Source organism: Desulfarculaceae bacterium (assembly GCA_020444545.1).
GTDB lineage: Bacteria > Desulfobacterota > Desulfarculia > Desulfarculales > Desulfarculaceae > Desulfoferula.
In genome coordinates this window covers 111,087-126,538 of sequence record JAHLKT010000007.1, presented here as the reverse complement: position 1 = coordinate 126,538, position 15,452 = coordinate 111,087, and the positions used below count along the sequence as shown (strand labels likewise).

The window sequence follows — 15,452 nt, the reverse complement described above, 5'->3', positions numbered from 1 at the left end:
ATACTGTATACGGTATACCAGCGGCGCGCCGATATTGTCAAGGAAAATGTGAAGAAGCGGGCCGTTCACCCTGGTGTGCTATCTTCGGCCCCCGGCCCCCGCCTCCGGGCGGGTCTCCTGTAACCAAACCGGCACCTTAGGGGACAAGTGGATGCAACCGGGCCAGCCAACGGCGCTTTCCCGGCCCCGCCCCCTGGATTCACACGAAAGGACCCGGGTTGGAGGGAAAGTTCACTGGACAAAACATAACCGCCATCATAGAATGGGAAACCCAATCGCCGGTAGATTGGTCTGACCAAGAGCAATCGCCTAGCTCGGTATCACCACGCGCATGAGTCAACTTTGGGGGGGACAGCGGAGATGCCATTGCCCTATTAAGTAATTATTTCCATCGAGTTAATAATTATGAGACCAGGCAACGCCATCCAAGCCCTGATCGCCACGGACAACATAATCCTGCGCCGGGGCATGGCCCGGATGCTAGGCGACTGCCAGGGAGTCCAGGTGGTCTCCGAGCTGAGCAGCGGGCAAGAGGTGATCAAGCAGATCGAGGGAGCGGCCCCGGACGTGGCCCTGATCGATTATTACCTGCCCGGGCTCGGCGGTCTGGAGGTGGCCGCCCGCCTGGCCGACAAGAAATCCTCCCCCAGAGTCATCCTGTTTTCCACCTACGCCTTGCGCGAGAGCAGCGTCTTTTTGGCCCTGGAGGCCGGGGTGGCCGCGGTGTTGGACAAAAGCTGCGGCTACCGCGACCTGGTCGCGGCGGTGAAGGCCGCCGCCGAGGGCAAGACCTACCTCCCCCCCGCCCTGTCCGCCCAGGTGCTGGGCCGCTTCGGCAGCTGGATGGGCCGGCCCAACCGGGGCAAGCGCGGCGAGTTCGCCAGCCTCACTCCCCGCGAGCGCGAGGTCATGCAGCTCATCGCCGAGGGCCTCACCTACACCCAGATCGCCGACCAGCTCTGCATCAGCCCCAACACGGTGAACCGCCACCGGGCCAGCCTGATGGACAAGCTCAACCTCAAGAGCGTGGCCGACATCGTGAAGTTCGCCATCGAGGCCCGGGTGGTCCGGCTGGACGGGCGCGCCTTCGAAAACAACTAGGCCGCCTTCGCCTGAACAAATCCCCTCATCTAAAATAACAATATTTGCCACGGAAAATGGTGCGTTTGCACCATTCCCCCGCCCTTGTAACTAATTGTAAACATTGGATGGCTAGTTGGTCCCCCTGATCTGGCTAGGATCCGGGGAATGGCTCCGGTCCAAGTGGGCCGGGCCGCTTTTCCATGTTTTGGCAAGGAGGAAAGGCTGATGAAGAAACTGTTGATTGTGGCCATCACTATGATGGCCCTGTTGGCCATGTCGGTGCCGGCGATGGCGGACGTGTCGCCTTCGACCTACACCTTCCAGATGGGCGCTCGTATGCTGACCGACATCGGTTGGTGGAATAAGAGCTCCGAGCTCACCACCAGCGGCGCCGACGTGGGCACCTGGTTCCTGAACATGCCCGGGCACAGCTACCTGCGGGGGCGCTTCTACAGCGTGGACAAAAACGTGGGCGGCCGTATCGAGCTGGGCCTGAGGAGCCTCCAGCCCACTGCCGATGTCAGCCTGCGTTACGCCTACGCCTATTGGCGCGTGGGCAACTGCCGCATCCTGGCCGGTCAGACCGACAACTGGTTCGGCTCCCTGGCCTACCATCCCCGTCAGTATGTGGGCCTGAACGAAAACGCCCACCTGCTGCTGTTCGGCTGGGGTCTGCTGTGGCCTCACCGTGTACCCCAGGTGCAGTTCACCTACAACACCGCCAAGTGGGGCGTCCAGTTCGCGCTGGAAGAGCCGCGCCAGAAGAACAACTACTTCGGTGCCGGCACCGACAGCACCTTCGTGTTCCCCCGCGCCAGCTTGACCTTCATGCTCAAGTACGGTGGCTTCATGACTCACCCCGGCTTCAACTTCGTGCAGCACAAGTATGAGTCCGGCAACACCGGCGCCTTTGACGACAGCTACAACACCTGGGCCTTCGTGCTCCCGATCAAGTACACTGTCGGCGCCTTCACCCTAAAGTTCCAGGGCCACTACGGCGTGAACTTCGCGACTGAGTATCCCTTCTACCCCGTCGCCCTTACCCAGCCTTACCGCAACGGCATCACCACCGGCGGTATCGACGACACCACCATCTACGGTGGTATCCTGGCCGGCGAGTACAAGATCGGCAAGATCATGATCACCGGTGGCGTGGGCTACGAGAACTTCTCCAACGACGCCTGGTCCGGCAAGAACGGCTTCTCCAAGGACGAGAACGTCCGCATGGGCTACTTCATCGCCGTGCCTTACCAGTTCACCAAGAACTTCGGCATCCACCCCGAGTTTTCCTACTTCAGCCACGGCGACAGCCCGACCACGGGCAACAGCATCGGCGACGAGTGGCTGCTCGGCGTGCAGTTCCGTTTCGTCTTCTAGGAGTGCGTAGAGTTTAGAAAAGCGTTCATTAGACCTTTTCTAAATCACCCCACGGGGGCCCGGCCGCCAAGCCGGGCCCCCATCTTTTTGCCTGGCGATAGCGATGGAGCCGGCCGCCGGAGAGCGGCTAGGATTCTTTCTTTTCTTTCTTGCCGTGCGAGCGTTTGACCAGGTAGTAGCCCAGCGACAGGGCCACGATCACCGCGGCCACGGCGATGAGGGTCATGGGCTCCTGGGTCTTGGCGTCCAGGATGATCACCTTGCGGGCCACCGCGATCATAGCCACCAGGAACACCACCTCCACGTGAATCTTGGACTCGTCCAGATACATGCGGATGGTCTCGATCAGCTCCAGGCCGATGAGGATCATGAAGAAAAAGCCGAAGATCTCCAAAAGCTCGCTGATCTTGAAGAGCATGAAGGGCGGGTTGATCAGGTCAGTGACCAGCATGATGCCCAGCTCCGCGGTGGAGAGCAGGATCACCACCACCATCATCAGCAGCAGGGCGACGATGGTATAGCGCTCCACCCGGCTGATCAGCCTCTGCGTGATCCCTTTCATGGCTACCCCCTCCCGGCGTACGTGAGCCGCTTTCATAATATTATCCCCCCACGGGCCGGGTCAAACCCCGCCGGGGCGCTGGACAAGATACGGGGCGGGGGCATATACAAGGGCATAACCCCAACACCGGAGACACCCATGCCGCGCCGCGCCAAAGATATCCTCAACGGTCCCCGCTGGTCCAAGGTCCGGGCTCTGATGAAGTCCATGGGCCACAGCGACTACGACCTGGAGCGCCCCATCATCGGGATCGCCAACACCGAGAGCAACATCGTGCCCGGCCACTTCAACCTGGGCCAGGTGTCGGCCTCGGTGAAGCAAGGCATCTTCCAGGCCGGAGGCACCCCCATGGAGTTCGGGGTGATCGGCTGCTGCGACGGGGTGGGCAACGGCCATATGGGCATCCGCTACATCCTGCCCTCGCGCGAGGTGATCGCCAACTCGGTGGAGGTGGTGGCCCAAGCCCACCGCTTCGACGCCCTGGTGCTCTTGGGCTCCTGCGACAAGATCGTGCCCGGCCTTTTGATGGCCGCCGCGCGCCTGGACCTGCCCACTATTCTGGTCAACGGCGGGCCCTCCCTGGGCGGCTGCCAGTTCGACGGCCGCCCGGCGGACATCACCGCCCTGCCCGAGGGGGTGGGCATGCTCACCGCCGGGCGCATGACCCAGGAGGAGTTCGACGAGCTGGAGAACAGCGTGATGCCCACCTGCGGCTCGTGCAGCTTTTTGGGCACGGCCAACAGCATGTGCTGCGCGGCCGAGGGGCTGGGCATGAGCCTGCCGGGCAGCGCCACCATCCCGGCGGTGTACTCGGCCCGCCTGGCGTCGGCCCAGGCGGCGGGGCGGCGCATCGTGGCCATGGTGGACGAAGGCCCCACCGCCCGCGAGATCATCAACCGGGCGGGCCTGGAGAACGCGGTGCGCCTGGGCCTGGCCATGGGCGGCTCCACCAACATGGTGTTGCATATGCTGGCCGTGGCCTACGAGGCCGGGGTGGAGATGGGCGTCGAGGTGTTCGAGGAGTTCTCCAAGACCACGCCGCACCTGGCCAAGATCTATCCCTCCGCGCCGCCCAACGTGCCCGACTTCCACGCCGCGGGCGGGGTGCCGGCGGTGATGCGCGAGCTGCTGCCGCTACTCAACGCGGACAACCCCACGGTGAGCGGCAAGACGGTGCGCGAGAACGTGCAAAACGCCAAGAAGAACGGCAGCGAGATCATCCGTAGCATGGACGACCCATGGTCCGCCCAGGGCGGCCTGGCGGTGCTCAGGGGCAACCTGGCCCCGGACTCGGCGGTGACCAAGCCGGCGGCCATCGACCCGGCCATGCATCTGTTCACCGGCACGGCCCGTGTCTTCAACTGCGAGGAGGACGCCAACCAGGCCATCTTGGCCCAGAAGATCAAGCCGGGCGACGTGGTGGTGATCCGCTACGAGGGGCCCAAGGGCGGGCCGGGGATGCCCGAGATGGCCCTGGCCATGAAGATGCTCTACGGCCAGGGGCTGGCCAAGCAGACCGCCCTGGTCACCGACGGGCGTTTTTCGGGCACCAACAACGGCTGCTTCGTGGGGCACATCTCGCCCGAGGCCGCCGAGGGCGGGCCGCTGGCGGCGGTCAGGGACGGCGACCGCATCACCGTGGACATCGCCAACCGGCGGGTGGACGTGGACCTGAGCGAGGCGGAGATCGCCGAGCGCCTCGAGGGTTGGCAGCGGCCCAAGCCGCGCATCACCAGCGGGTACCTGGCCCTCTACTCCCGGCTCACCGCCTCGGCCGCCCAGGGCGCGATCATACCCAGCCGCTACGAGGAAGACTAGGCAAGAAGCGGCGCAAGGATTTCTTGCGCCTTCGGCGCCCCGATAGCAGAGCTATCGGGGGCAGCAGAAGGTTTATTAAGAGATGATCTTGTTGCCCCCGACAGCTTGTCTGTCGGGGCCGCGCAGCGCAGCGCAGCGGCAAGAAATCTTAGGGGCCGCGTGGGCCTGTGCAAAGATTTCTTGCCGCCGCCCCAGGGGCGGCAGCCCCGATAGCAGAGCTATCGGGGCCAGCAGAGAACAACTTAACTCGTAAAGCTTTCCGGCCAGCAAAGGCCGCCCCCAACCCAGGCACAGCCACTGCTTCGCAGACAAGGCGCGGGCGAGCGACAATCGGAGGCGTATTGGTCAATACGTCGAGATTGGAGCGAAGCCCGCAACGCCGTATGCGGAGGCGTGGCGCAGCCCCCTCGTTCTTTAGCCGCTAATCCCTGTGCAGTATCTCGATCTTCATGCCGTCGGGGGCCTTGAGGAAAGCGGCCTGCACGCCGGGGCGCGGCTCCATGGGCGGGATGATGAACTCCACCCCCTTGGCGCTGAGCTCCTCGTAGACCTTTTGCACGTCGTCCACGATGAAGCCCAGCTCATAGGCCCCCCAGCGGGGATCGGCCTCTTGGGGCTCGGGCTCGTCGCCGCGCTTGGGCGACAGGGCCAGGAAGATGTCCCCCACCTTGACCCGCACCAGGGTGTTGCCCCGCACCTGGAGGCGGGCCACCACCTCGCCGCCGAACATGTTTAGGTAGAAGTCCTCGGTGGCCTGCATGTCTTGGCAGCGCATGTGCACGTGGTCCAGGCTCAGGTTCATGGCGTCTCCTCGCGGGATGGGGGCCGGGAGATTCCGGCGGGTTGGGGCCTACTATAAACCGTGTCAGGCTGCGAGGCACCGCAAAAAGGAGCCCTTTGACCTCGCGCGGCCGGCGTATTAAGATAGGCCGTCGTCAGGGGATTTGCCCGTTCAGCCTGTCCGGGCCACGGTGGCCGCCACCTCCCGCCCCTGCCAACCCTATTACGAGGAGGAGGGCCATGCCTGGTCCGCGTTCCGCCCGTCCATGGTTCGCACTGCTGGTAGCCGCACTGCTGCTTCTGGTCCCGGTCGGGGCCGGGGCCCAGCAAACCGACTGCAAGCAGGGGTGCCAGGACTTCCTGGCCCAAGAGGGGCTCACCGGCCCCGAGGCCATGAATCAGTGCCTGCAAAACTGCCAAAAGGCCCGGGAACTGGGCATCGATGGTCTCAGCTTCAAATGCCTGTACGAGCTGCCCAAGCTATGCGGCTACGAGCTGGCCTGGGACCTGATTCGCCACTGCGTCCCGCCCTGCATCGAGTTCAAGAAAACCGCCTGCGAGGACTGTATGGTCAAGCACGGCTTCTGCGGGGCGGTGAGCGAGTGCCGCACCTGGGTGTGCAAGTGCATCCTCAAGAACCACGACTGCGACCACTACTATCACCACGGCTGCAAGAAGTAGGGACGGCTAGAGCCCGCTGCCCGGCTTGGCCCAAACTAACGAGGCCACGCCGCGCTTCTTGATGGCCCGGAAGCCCAGGTCTTGGGCCACCGCCTCCATCACCGCCTCGGGGTCATCCACCCGCGAGCCGGCCAGCACGTCCGCCCCATGGCTGAACAGCACCGGCGACCAGGGCGTGCTGGGGCCCACCAGCACCCGCACCGCCTGGGGCGCGGCCTCCAGGGCCCAGGCCAGGGCGCGGGTGAGCAGGGTGGTGGAGGTGATCGCCGCCACCTGAGAGCGGCCCAGCACGGCCTCCCACTCCTCGGTGGGCGGGGTCTCCGCGCCGGGGCGCAGCTCCAGCAAATCGAGCTCGGCCGCGATCTCGCCCAGGGCGGCGGTGAAGGGGAAGTCGCCCACCACCACCACGCGCTTGCCCGGAGCCAGCTCGCACAGCAGCTCGTCGGCCCCGGCGGGGCGGGCCTCCGGGGGCGCGGGCCGCGCGGCGTTGAGCGCGGCCAGGCCCAGGCTGGCCAGCCAGGGCGAGTCGTTCATCACCAGTCCGGCCACCTCGCCCAGGGGAGCTCCGGCCAAGCCCCGGGCCTTCTCGGCCTCGCCCGGCGCGGGGGCGGCCCCAAGAGTCGAAGACAGTCCCACCACCCCATCCGCCTGCACGGCCAAAAAGCGGCGGCCCAGGGCCAGGCGCTCCACGGTGAGCGGCACGGGCCCCTGCTCGGCCAGGAGCGCGGCCAACAGGCGCTGTTCGCGGGGGAGCCCGGCCAGGGCGGGGCGCGGGGTGGGCGGCCCGCCGCAGCAGGCGTGGTGATGGCCTGAGCCGTGGGGCTCTATCCGGGTGAGCGGCTTTTTCATGGCTTGGTCCTCCCTAGGGCCGCTGGTCGGGCGCGGCGATAATCTCCGGTTAATTGTAGTCCAATGTGCCCGCCGCACCAAGCGCGGCCCTGCCCGGGGTGTGTTAATCTTGGCCCAACACCCTCACGGAGGCGCGAACCATGCGGGCCCTGTTGGTCATAGACGTGCAGAAGGAATACTTCACCGGCGCCCTGCCGATTAGCCACCCGCCGAACAGCCTGGCCAAGGTGCTGGAGGCCATGGACGCGGCGACGCGCCACGGCGTGCCCGTGGCCGTGATCCAGCACGGTTCGCCCGACCCCCAGGCCCCGGCCTTTCGCCTGAACTCGCCGGGCTGGGAGCTGATGCCCGAGGTGGCCGCGCGCCCCCGCGAGGTGCTCATCGCAAAGCAGCTGCCCGGCTCCTTCACCGGCACCGAGCTGGGGCCGTGGCTGGAGTCCATCGGCGCGGACACGGTGGCCATCTGCGGCTACATGACCCAGATGTGCTGCGACACCACCGCCCGCCAGGCCTTTCACCGGGGCCTGGACGTGGAGTTCCTCTACGACGCCACCGGCACCCTGGACATTGCCAACCAGGCGGGCAAGGTCACGGCCGAGGAGCTGCACCGCGCGGTGCTGGTCACCCAGGCCATGCGTTTTTCGCGGGTCCTTACCACCGCGCAATGGATCGACACCCTGGACGGCAAAGGACGCGACTGCTCCAAATGTTCCTAAGCATTTTTCTCTCGTTGTTGGTGGCCACGGCCGCCGCGATCATCGGCCTGGCCTGGTGGGGCGGGCAGCGCTTCGCCCGCCGGGGCGAGGAAGTGGCGCGGAGCCTCATGGCCCAGTCCGAGCCGGTGGCCCGCCGTCCCGGCGAGCTGGAAGGCCTTCCCGCGCCGGTGCGGCGCTATCTGGAGCAGGCCCTGCCCCCGGCGGGCGGAGAGCCCCGCCTGGCGCGGGCCACGGTGCGCGGCCAAATGCGCCTGAGCGCGGCCCGGCCCTGGCAGCCTTGGCAGGGCAGCCAGGCCTGGTCGCTGAACCCGCCGGGCATGGTGTGGAACGCGCGCCTCAGGATGTCGCGCCTGATGGTGGTCTTCGCCCGCGACGCCCTGGAGCTGGGGCGGGGCAAGCTCTTGGTGAGCCTGTGGGGCTGGCTGACCCTGGCCCGGGCCGAGGACGCGCCGGAGCTGGACCAGGGCTCGCTGCAACGCTGGCTGGCCGAGGCACCCTTCTTCCCCCTGGCCCTGCTGCCCGGCGAGCATCTCAGCTGGGAAGAGATCAACGAGACCTCGGCGCGGGCGGTGGTCCGTTTGGGCGGGGTGGAGGCCGAGGGCGTGTTCCGCTTTTCGCGGCGCGGCCTGCCGCTGAGCTTCTACACCCCGGCCCGCTGGCAACAGCGGGCGGACAAGAGCTTCGCGGCCACGCCCTGGCAGGCGCGCTTCGGGCGCTGGCGGCGCATGGAGGGCTGCCTGGTGCCCACCTGGGGCCAGGCCTCCTGGCTGCCGCCCGAGGGCGATTACGCCTACATCCGGCTGGAGGTGGAAAAGATGGAGCTGGTCTGAGCGGCCCGTTCCGCTCTTATCGCTTCTCTTCTTTCTTTTCTTCTCCCCCCACCACCCCCCTCGCCGGGGTCGCCAAGGGGCCGGCATCTCCGCGCCCAACCGAAGCGCCTCTCCCGCCGACCCCACCAAAACAAAAGCGGACCTGTGTCCGCTTGCCCTACTCCGCAAAGCCGCCCAGCCAGCGGGCCTCTCTCGTTTGCCCCTGCTGTTATGCCGGCCCCGAGTGACCTCGACAAAAAAACGCTTCTTCTTTCTTTTCCCCCTCTCTTCTCTTTGTCCCAAACCGGAGACAACACCAAGGAAGATCGCCACCTCGCGGCGGAAGGGCTTCCCCTTTCTGCCACCGCCCGTGGCCGCCGCTCCTCGCGATGACTTTCTGTTTTCTAGATCAAAATAGGCGTTCGTAATTTACGCCCGACTGCTAAGGCGCGGGAGTCTCTCGGGTGGGAATAAACCCCGCCCCTACATTGGCCTGCCTGCCATACCAGCACTTATTTATTTTTCTTCCCCGTTTTTCTTCTCCCCCACCCCCCCGCCGGGGTCGCCAAGGGGCCGGCATCTCCGCGCCCAACCGAAGCGCCTCTCCCGCCGACCCACCAAAACAAAAGCGGACCTGTGTCCGCTTGCCCTACTTTGCGAGGCCGCCCCGCCAGCGGGCTTTTCTCATTTACCCCAGCTATTATGCCGGCCCCGAGTGACCCCGACAAAAAAAGCTTTTTCTTTTTTCTTTTTCTTCCCTCTTCTCTCTCTTCATCCCACCACGAAGCCGGAGACAGCACCAAGGAAGATCGCCACCTCGCGGCGGGAGGACCTTCCCTTTTCAGCAACCGTTTGGGGCCGCCGCTGCTCGCGATGACACACTGTTTCTGGATCAAAAAAGAACGGTAGGTACTGCTGGGTTTCGCTTGGCTGCGCCCAGCCTATACTGCCCCCTTACTTCAATCGCTTGAGCATTAGCGCGGCCAGCTCCTTGGCCGAGGCCAAGTCCTTGTCCTTGTCGCCGGTGGCCGTATCCACGATCAAGTAGTAGTCGCCCCGGAGCACGTGCAGCCCGGCTCCCATCTTATTGCCGACGCCCCCCCAGAAGGCCTGATCGCCCAGACCGCTTATGGCCTTGGCCCCGGCGGTGCGCGCCTTGGCGTCGGCGAAGAGCTTGGAGGCGGGCAGGGCCTTCCTCAGCTTGGGCGGGGGCAGGGTCAGGGTGATCTGGGCGTAGCGGTCCACCCGCGATTCCTTTACCGCGAAAAAGCACAGGGTCTGGCCCATGGGGTTGGGGCCGGTGGGCTTGCCCGGCTCCATGGCCAGGCCCAGGGCCTTGCCCACCTCGGCCGGGGTGAGCAGGCGGCAAGCCGTGGGCGGCGCGGCCAAGGCGGGGAGCGCGAGACACAGAACGCAGAGCAGGGCCAACAGGCGGACGAGTCTGAGCATGGTTCGATCCTCCGAGCGGTGCGCGGCAAAACCGGGCAGGGACCCGGGGCGGACCCCCTAGGCATCTCCCCCCTGATTATGGGGTATTCAGGCCCAGCTCGGCAATGACCCAAGGCTCGCGGCCCGGACGGGTCAGGACGAGGCGCAGGCCTTTGGCCGGGCGGGGCCGCTCGAGGGTGAGCAGGTAGCGGGCCGGGGTCTGGGCGGGGCGGGCTAGCACGGCCATCAGTGGCGCCAGGCGGGCCGAGAAGGCCGCCTCTTGCCAGCGTCCGGCAGGGTCCAACAGCTCCAGGCGAAGGCCCCGGGGCAGCATGTGGGGCTGGTAGCCCAGGTTCAGCTCCACCCCGGCCAGCTCCAGGGGCCGCTGCCAGACCAACGCGAACCAGTCGACGGTTTGCTGGGGCCGTCCGGTGCCCCAGAAGGTGGCCGGGTCGCGGTCCAGGGCGCGGGGCAGGTCCTGGGGCCAGGCGCTCGCCGTGGCCTTGCCCGGCGGCGGGGCCGAGGCGGGCGGCGGCAGGGGGGCGGGGCCGGGCGGGGGGATCAGCTCCCAGGCCACGGTGTCTTGCCAGGGCCAGGCTCCGGCCCGGCGGGCCAGGCCGGGATGGACGGCCAGCAGGGCCTCCAAACCACGGGACTGGGCGGGGAGCATCTTTTGGCGGTGCAGCAGGACAAAGCGCACCCCGCCCCGGGCCAGGCCGGCGAGCAGCTCCGGGGTGGGGTCTTGCAAGAGCTGGCTCAGGGCCAGGTGCCCCCGGCTGGCCAGGTCGCAGTGGCCGTTGACCAGGGGCCGCCAGTGAAAGGTGGAGAGGTAACGGAAAAAGAAGTCCTGGCGGGGCGAGTCCATGGGCAGATGCAGCACCGCGCCGGGGCCGCTCTGCTCGGCCAGCCAGGCGATGGGCGGCGGCGGCCGCAAGGGGAAGGGCCCGGCCATGGGGATGGGGCCGGGCAACAGCTCGGCCGCCAGCGCCAGGGCCGCGAGGCCCACCAGGGCGGCGCGCCACCCGGCGCGGCCTATGCGGGCCAGCAGCGCGGCCAGGCCCAGCCCGGCCAGCACCGCCAGGGAGAGCTGGGAGATCATGCCCCAGCGGGCCGCGGTGCGCAGCCCGGCGAAACCGGGGAAGTGCTCGTAGAACAAGCGGTAGGGCCCGTTCAACTCCAACCCGGCCAGGCGGATTTCCGGGCCCAGGGACATGAGCAGGCTGAACAGGGCCAGGGCCAGGTATAGCCAGCGGGGCGCGGGCTTGCCCCCGCCGCGAAACAGGGCCACCCCGGCCCCGGCCAGGAGCAGGGCCGCCAGGCCGGGGAAGAGGTAGGCCTCCCGAAAGCCCAGGGGCGAGAGCAGCGGCCCCCACAGGAGCAGGCCCGGCGGGGCGGCCAGCCAGGAGGCGGGCTCGGCCGCATACAGGCGCACCGCCTCCAGGCCCCGGCTCATGCCCATGGCCGCGCGCGCGGCCAGATAGGGCGCGGCGAAAGGCGCCAGCGCCGCCGCCCCGGCCAGACCGCCCAGCCCGAGCTGGAGCCAGCGGCGGCCCGAGGCCCAGCGGCGCTGAGCGGCCATGCCCCAGGCCAGGGCCAACAGCAGGGCCAGGCCGCCGTACAGGGCCCAGTAGGCGCTGCACAAGGCCAGCAGCACATAGGCCAGGAGAAAGCCCCCCAGATCGCGCCAGGTCCCGGAGGCCAGCCAGCGGTGCAAAAACCACAGGGCAAAGGGCGCGAACATCACCGCCTCGGTTTGCAGGCGGGTGATTTGCAGGGTGCGGTAGGGGCAAAAGGCGAAGAACAGCCCGGCCAGGGCCGCCGCCCATAAGGAGCCGCTGAGCCGCCGCGCCAAGAGGTACGTCCCCAGGCCGCTCAGGGGGAAGGTTAGTAGCAGGGCCAGGTTGTGGGCCAGGATGGGCCCCGCGCCCAGGGACAGGGCGGGCCCGGCCAGGAGGGCGGGCACCAGCAGATGCTCGCTGAAGGCCAGGGAGTTGCGCGCCGGGTAAAAGGCGTTGGCATCGAACAGGGCCAGGGGGGCGCGGCCCAGGGCGCGCCAGTCCCAGGCCAGGGCCCAGGTGTTGAGCAGGCTGTCGCCGGGGTCGTAGAGATGGGTCGCCGCGTGGAGGCTCAGGGGGCTGAGCCACCAAAGGGCCAATAGGGCATAGGCCGCGAACACGGCCAGGGCCTGCCCCCACAAGGCGGCCGGGCTATGGCAAGGGCGGTGGTCCAAGCGGATACCTCCCCATGAACGCCATTCATTATGCCCCAACCCGCCCCCACCTGGATAGAGGCCGAGGGAAGGCCTGGCCCCGGGGCGCGGCTTTTGGTAAATTGGCCTGACTGAGCCCGCCTTCAAAGGAGAGACGCCTTGTTCCGCCCTGCTGTTTTGCTGGCCCTGCTGGCCGCCTTGCTCTGCCTCCCCGCCCCACCGGCCCAGGCCGGGAGCGCCCAGGGCTCCCTGTCCGGCGCGGTGGTCAACCGCTACGGCGAACCCCTGCGCGGAGCCACGGTGCGCGTGGAGCACCTGCAAGAGGGCTTCGTGGTGGAGTCCATCGCCGACGGCCAGGGGACCTACGTGATCAACAACCTCTCGCCCGGCGACTACAAGGTCGAGGCCAGCATCGGCAGCAAAAAGGCCGACCTGGCCGTCCAGAAGACCAAGCTGGGGCCGGGCGAAAACAAGAGGCTGAACCTGGTGATCAACATCGTGGAAGGCCGCACCTTGGACCCCAACTACCGGCCCCTCAAGCCGGGCTTGTTGGGCACGCCCTAGGCCAGGGCAAATTTTTGGCGCAAAAAGAGGGGCCCCGCCGACGGCGGAGCCCCTTTCAACATTTCAGACGGCACAGCCAGCCGCCGGCAGACAAGGCGGCCCAAGGCTTGGGCTACCAAAGGGTTGCGGCGGGAGCCTCGGGATTTCCGCTAGGCCACCAACTTTCTCGACCCGCCCTGGCCCCAGCGGCACGCTGGCGAGCGAGGGCCGCAGGCGTAGCTGAAACTACGTCGAGGCCCGAGCGCCGCCAGCAACACCGTATGCCGGTGGCTGGCGAAGCCGTCCTGCTAGCCCATGTCCACCAGGGGCCGCACCTCGGTGACCTCAAACACCACCCCGGCCTTGATGCCCGCGGCCGCCTGCTCGCCCGCCGCGGCGGCGATGGCGCTCTTCACCTGCTCCAGCACCTCGCCCTCGCGGTCGATCTGCTTGCACTCCAGGTAGAGCCGCCAGCCCGGAGTGGCGAAGCCCACCGGGGCCTCCTTCACGGTGAAGAACACCGCGTAGGGGTTGGCCTCCAGGTTCTTGAGGCTGCGGTTTTCCATCATGCCCATGACCAGCTTGCCCTCCACGTCCAGACGGGGGCTGCCGAAGTAGGCGGCGTTGGGCTTGCCGTCGGGGCTGGCCGTGGCCAGCACGCCCACGCGGCCGGGCAGGTTGATAGTCGCGACAAAATCTTCGTCAAAATTGGCCATGATTCTTCTCCTGTTTCGGGGCCGAAGCCCGCTTGAGTTCGGGTTGTGTTTATATGGTGCCATATCTCAAGGCCCCGCGCTGTAGCCATGGCTACAGGGGTGTTGGAGGGCGGGCTTTGCTCTGCTATGCTGGGGCCCATGCCGCGCCCGGACAAAATAGACCTCACGCCTTTGGTGGTGGTGTTGGTGCGCCCGCGCTTCCCGGAGAACATCGGGGCCGCCGCCCGGGTGGTGGCCAACATGGGCCTGGGCGGCCTGCGCGTGGTGGAGCCGGAGCGCCCCTGGGAAGAGCCCATGCAGCGCCTGGCCTCCACCTGCGGCCGCAAGGTGCTGGCCAAGATGGAGACCTACGGCAGCCTGCGCGAGGCCCTGGCCGACACGGTGGGCGCGGCGGCCACCACGGCCCGGGTGGGCTACAAGCGCGGCGAGCTGATCAACCCCCGCCGGGCGGCCCCGGAGCTTTTGGCCTGGGCCGCGGGCGGCAAGGCGGCCATGGTCTTCGGCCCCGAGGACCGGGGGCTGTCCACCAGCCAGCTGGACCGCTGCCAGCTCTCGGTGTGCATCCCCACCGCCCAGGCCTCCAGCCTCAACCTGGCCCAGGCGGTGATGGTGATGGCCTATGAGCTGAGGCAGGCGGCCCTGGAAGCGGGGGCCACCCCGGCCGCCGGACCCAGCCCGGCCAGCCACGGCGAGATGATGGGCCTGCACCGCCACCTGGTCGACGGCCTGGTGGCCATCGGGACCCTGAAGGAAGACAACCCCGAGCACTTCTACCGCCCCATCAAGAACGTCATCGAGCGCGGCCGCCCCTCGTCCCGCGAGGTGCGCGCCATGCGGGGCATCGCCCGCCAGATGCTCTGGGCCGCCGGGCAGATTCAGAAGAAAGACAAGAATAAATAAGAACAGTTTAGTTTTAAGATTTCTTGTGCCTTCGGCACCCCGATAGCAAAGCTATCGGGGCCAACAAGGAGAGTAGACAACAAAACATTTCTGTTGCCCCCGACAGCTTGTCTGTCGGGGCCGCGTAGCGAAGCGAAGCGGCAAGAAATCTTCCTGTGGGTGGAACAAGGGCGTGAAGCTAAACACCAGCCTACCCTTTTTGGGACAAGCCTTTTTCATCACCTTTTCCTGTTACAAAAACCGCCGGCTGCTCAACCGGGAAAACTGCAAGCAAATCGTCATGAATGAACTGGGCGCGGCAGTGGCCAAATATTCGGCAGCCTGTCTAGGATTCGTGGTGATGCCTGATCATGTGCATACCCTGCTGCACCTTACCCACCAGGAACAGCTCGCCTCCCTCATGCAGCGCTGGAAACGCCTGAGTTCCTTTCGCATTAAAAAGCATCTGATAGAAGCGGCCCCTGATTACTTCCCCTCCCAGATCCGCGACGACCCCATTTGGAAGCACCGCTACTACTGCTTCCCTGTGGTGAACGAAAAAAAGGCCGAGGAGAAAATCGATTACATGCACCAGAACCCGGTCAGGGCGGGCCTAGTCACTCGGGCCGAGGAATGGGAGTTTGGCTCGGCGCGGTTTTATCTGTTGGCTGAGAATGCCGGGGTGCCCATCAACTGGCCCGGCTGAAGATTTCTTGTGCCTTCGGCACCCCGATAGCAAAGTTATCGGGGCCAACAGAAAAACCACTAAGTTATAATCTTGTTGCCCCCGACAGCTCGTCTGTCGGGGCCGCGTAGCGAAGCGGAGCGGCAAGAAATCTTCGAGATTGTCGCGCAAAAGAATTTCTTGTGCCTTCGGCACCCCGATAGCAGAGCTATCGGGGCCAGCAGAGACGATCTGACTGCCAACGGTAAGGGCGTGTTGAGCACGGCTGGCTGTTTGTATTATGGTGAAGCCTGCTGACTGACGCCTGCCTGCGCCAA

15 protein-coding genes are annotated in these 15,452 nt (G+C 66.5%); 9 read left to right on the top strand and 6 right to left on the bottom strand.

Annotated features, from left to right (window positions below):
• Window positions 1-405: 405 nt before the first annotated feature.
• Window positions 406-1,101 carry a response regulator transcription factor gene (locus KQH53_18260; GenBank protein MCB2228626.1) on the top strand — a complete coding sequence of 232 codons (696 nt, stop codon included), beginning with the start codon at window positions 406-408 and terminating at the stop codon, window positions 1,099-1,101.
• Between the two features lie 207 nt (window positions 1,102-1,308).
• Window positions 1,309-2,460 carry a hypothetical protein gene (locus tag KQH53_18255; GenBank protein ID MCB2228625.1) on the top strand — a complete coding sequence of 384 codons (1,152 nt, stop codon included), beginning with the start codon at window positions 1,309-1,311 and terminating at the stop codon, window positions 2,458-2,460.
• Window positions 2,461-2,587: 127 nt separating this feature from the next.
• Here KQH53_18255 and KQH53_18250 read toward each other — a convergent pair whose 3' ends face one another.
• The gene (locus KQH53_18250; protein ID MCB2228624.1) at window positions 2,588-3,022 is read right to left on the bottom strand and encodes a phosphate-starvation-inducible PsiE family protein; all 435 of its coding nucleotides are present in this window, start codon (window positions 3,020-3,022) and stop codon (window positions 2,588-2,590) included.
• A gap of 138 nt (window positions 3,023-3,160) precedes the next feature.
• On the opposite strand from KQH53_18250, the gene ilvD reads away from it, so the two are divergent.
• On the top strand, window positions 3,161-4,840 hold the full coding sequence (ilvD, locus tag KQH53_18245; GenBank protein ID MCB2228623.1) for a dihydroxy-acid dehydratase: 1,680 nt from the start codon (window positions 3,161-3,163) through the stop codon (window positions 4,838-4,840).
• Window positions 4,841-5,261: 421 nt separating this feature from the next.
• Here ilvD and KQH53_18240 read toward each other — a convergent pair whose 3' ends face one another.
• Entirely contained in the window at window positions 5,262-5,642 is a 381-nt protein-coding gene (locus tag KQH53_18240) for a VOC family protein (protein MCB2228622.1), read from the bottom strand.
• 218 nt (window positions 5,643-5,860) lie between these two features.
• On the opposite strand from KQH53_18240, the gene KQH53_18235 reads away from it, so the two are divergent.
• Window positions 5,861-6,301 carry a hypothetical protein gene (locus tag KQH53_18235; protein MCB2228621.1) on the top strand — a complete coding sequence of 147 codons (441 nt, stop codon included), beginning with the start codon at window positions 5,861-5,863 and terminating at the stop codon, window positions 6,299-6,301.
• A 6-nt stretch (window positions 6,302-6,307) separates the two neighbouring features.
• On the opposite strand, the gene KQH53_18230 is transcribed toward KQH53_18235, so the two are convergent.
• Window positions 6,308-7,150 (bottom strand): DUF364 domain-containing protein, encoded by an 843-nt coding sequence (locus KQH53_18230; protein ID MCB2228620.1) that lies wholly within the window; start codon window positions 7,148-7,150, stop codon window positions 6,308-6,310.
• Between the two features lie 140 nt (window positions 7,151-7,290).
• Here KQH53_18230 and KQH53_18225 point away from each other — a divergent pair, with 140 nt between their 5' ends.
• Together KQH53_18225 and KQH53_18220 are read left to right on the top strand one after the other, a co-directional pair.
• Window positions 7,291-7,866: a cysteine hydrolase gene (locus KQH53_18225; GenBank protein MCB2228619.1), complete on the top strand. Its 576-nt coding sequence runs from the start codon at window positions 7,291-7,293 to the stop codon at window positions 7,864-7,866.
• Window positions 7,857-8,696 (top strand): hypothetical protein, encoded by an 840-nt coding sequence (locus KQH53_18220; GenBank protein ID MCB2228618.1) that lies wholly within the window; start codon window positions 7,857-7,859, stop codon window positions 8,694-8,696. Before KQH53_18225 ends, KQH53_18220 begins: the two co-directional genes overlap by 10 nt.
• A 933-nt stretch (window positions 8,697-9,629) precedes the next feature.
• Here the strand turns inward: KQH53_18220 and KQH53_18215 are convergent.
• Both KQH53_18215 and KQH53_18210 read right to left on the bottom strand, forming a co-directional pair.
• A complete protein-coding gene (locus tag KQH53_18215) occupies window positions 9,630-10,124 on the bottom strand; it encodes a hypothetical protein (protein ID MCB2228617.1) in 495 nt (164 codons plus the stop codon).
• Window positions 10,125-10,200: 76 nt separating this feature from the next.
• Complete coding sequence (locus tag KQH53_18210) at window positions 10,201-12,333, bottom strand: hypothetical protein (GenBank protein ID MCB2228616.1); 2,133 nt, start codon at window positions 12,331-12,333, stop codon at window positions 10,201-10,203.
• A 138-nt stretch (window positions 12,334-12,471) separates the two neighbouring features.
• Between KQH53_18210 and KQH53_18205 the strand changes: the two genes are divergently transcribed.
• Window positions 12,472-12,876, top strand: coding sequence for a carboxypeptidase-like regulatory domain-containing protein (locus tag KQH53_18205; protein MCB2228615.1), 405 nt, complete (start codon window positions 12,472-12,474; stop codon window positions 12,874-12,876).
• 287 nt (window positions 12,877-13,163) lie between these two features.
• Here the strand turns inward: KQH53_18205 and KQH53_18200 are convergent, their stop codons facing one another.
• On the bottom strand, window positions 13,164-13,571 hold the full coding sequence (locus tag KQH53_18200) for a pyridoxamine 5'-phosphate oxidase family protein (protein MCB2228614.1): 408 nt from the start codon (window positions 13,569-13,571) through the stop codon (window positions 13,164-13,166).
• A gap of 138 nt (window positions 13,572-13,709) precedes the next feature.
• Here KQH53_18200 and KQH53_18195 point away from each other — a divergent pair, with 138 nt between their 5' ends.
• A complete protein-coding gene (locus KQH53_18195) occupies window positions 13,710-14,471 on the top strand; it encodes an RNA methyltransferase (GenBank protein MCB2228613.1) in 762 nt (253 codons plus the stop codon).
• Window positions 14,472-14,643: 172 nt separating this feature from the next.
• The gene (locus KQH53_18190) at window positions 14,644-15,156 is read left to right on the top strand and encodes a transposase (GenBank protein MCB2228612.1); all 513 of its coding nucleotides are present in this window, start codon (window positions 14,644-14,646) and stop codon (window positions 15,154-15,156) included.
• Window positions 15,157-15,452 lie beyond the last annotated feature (296 nt).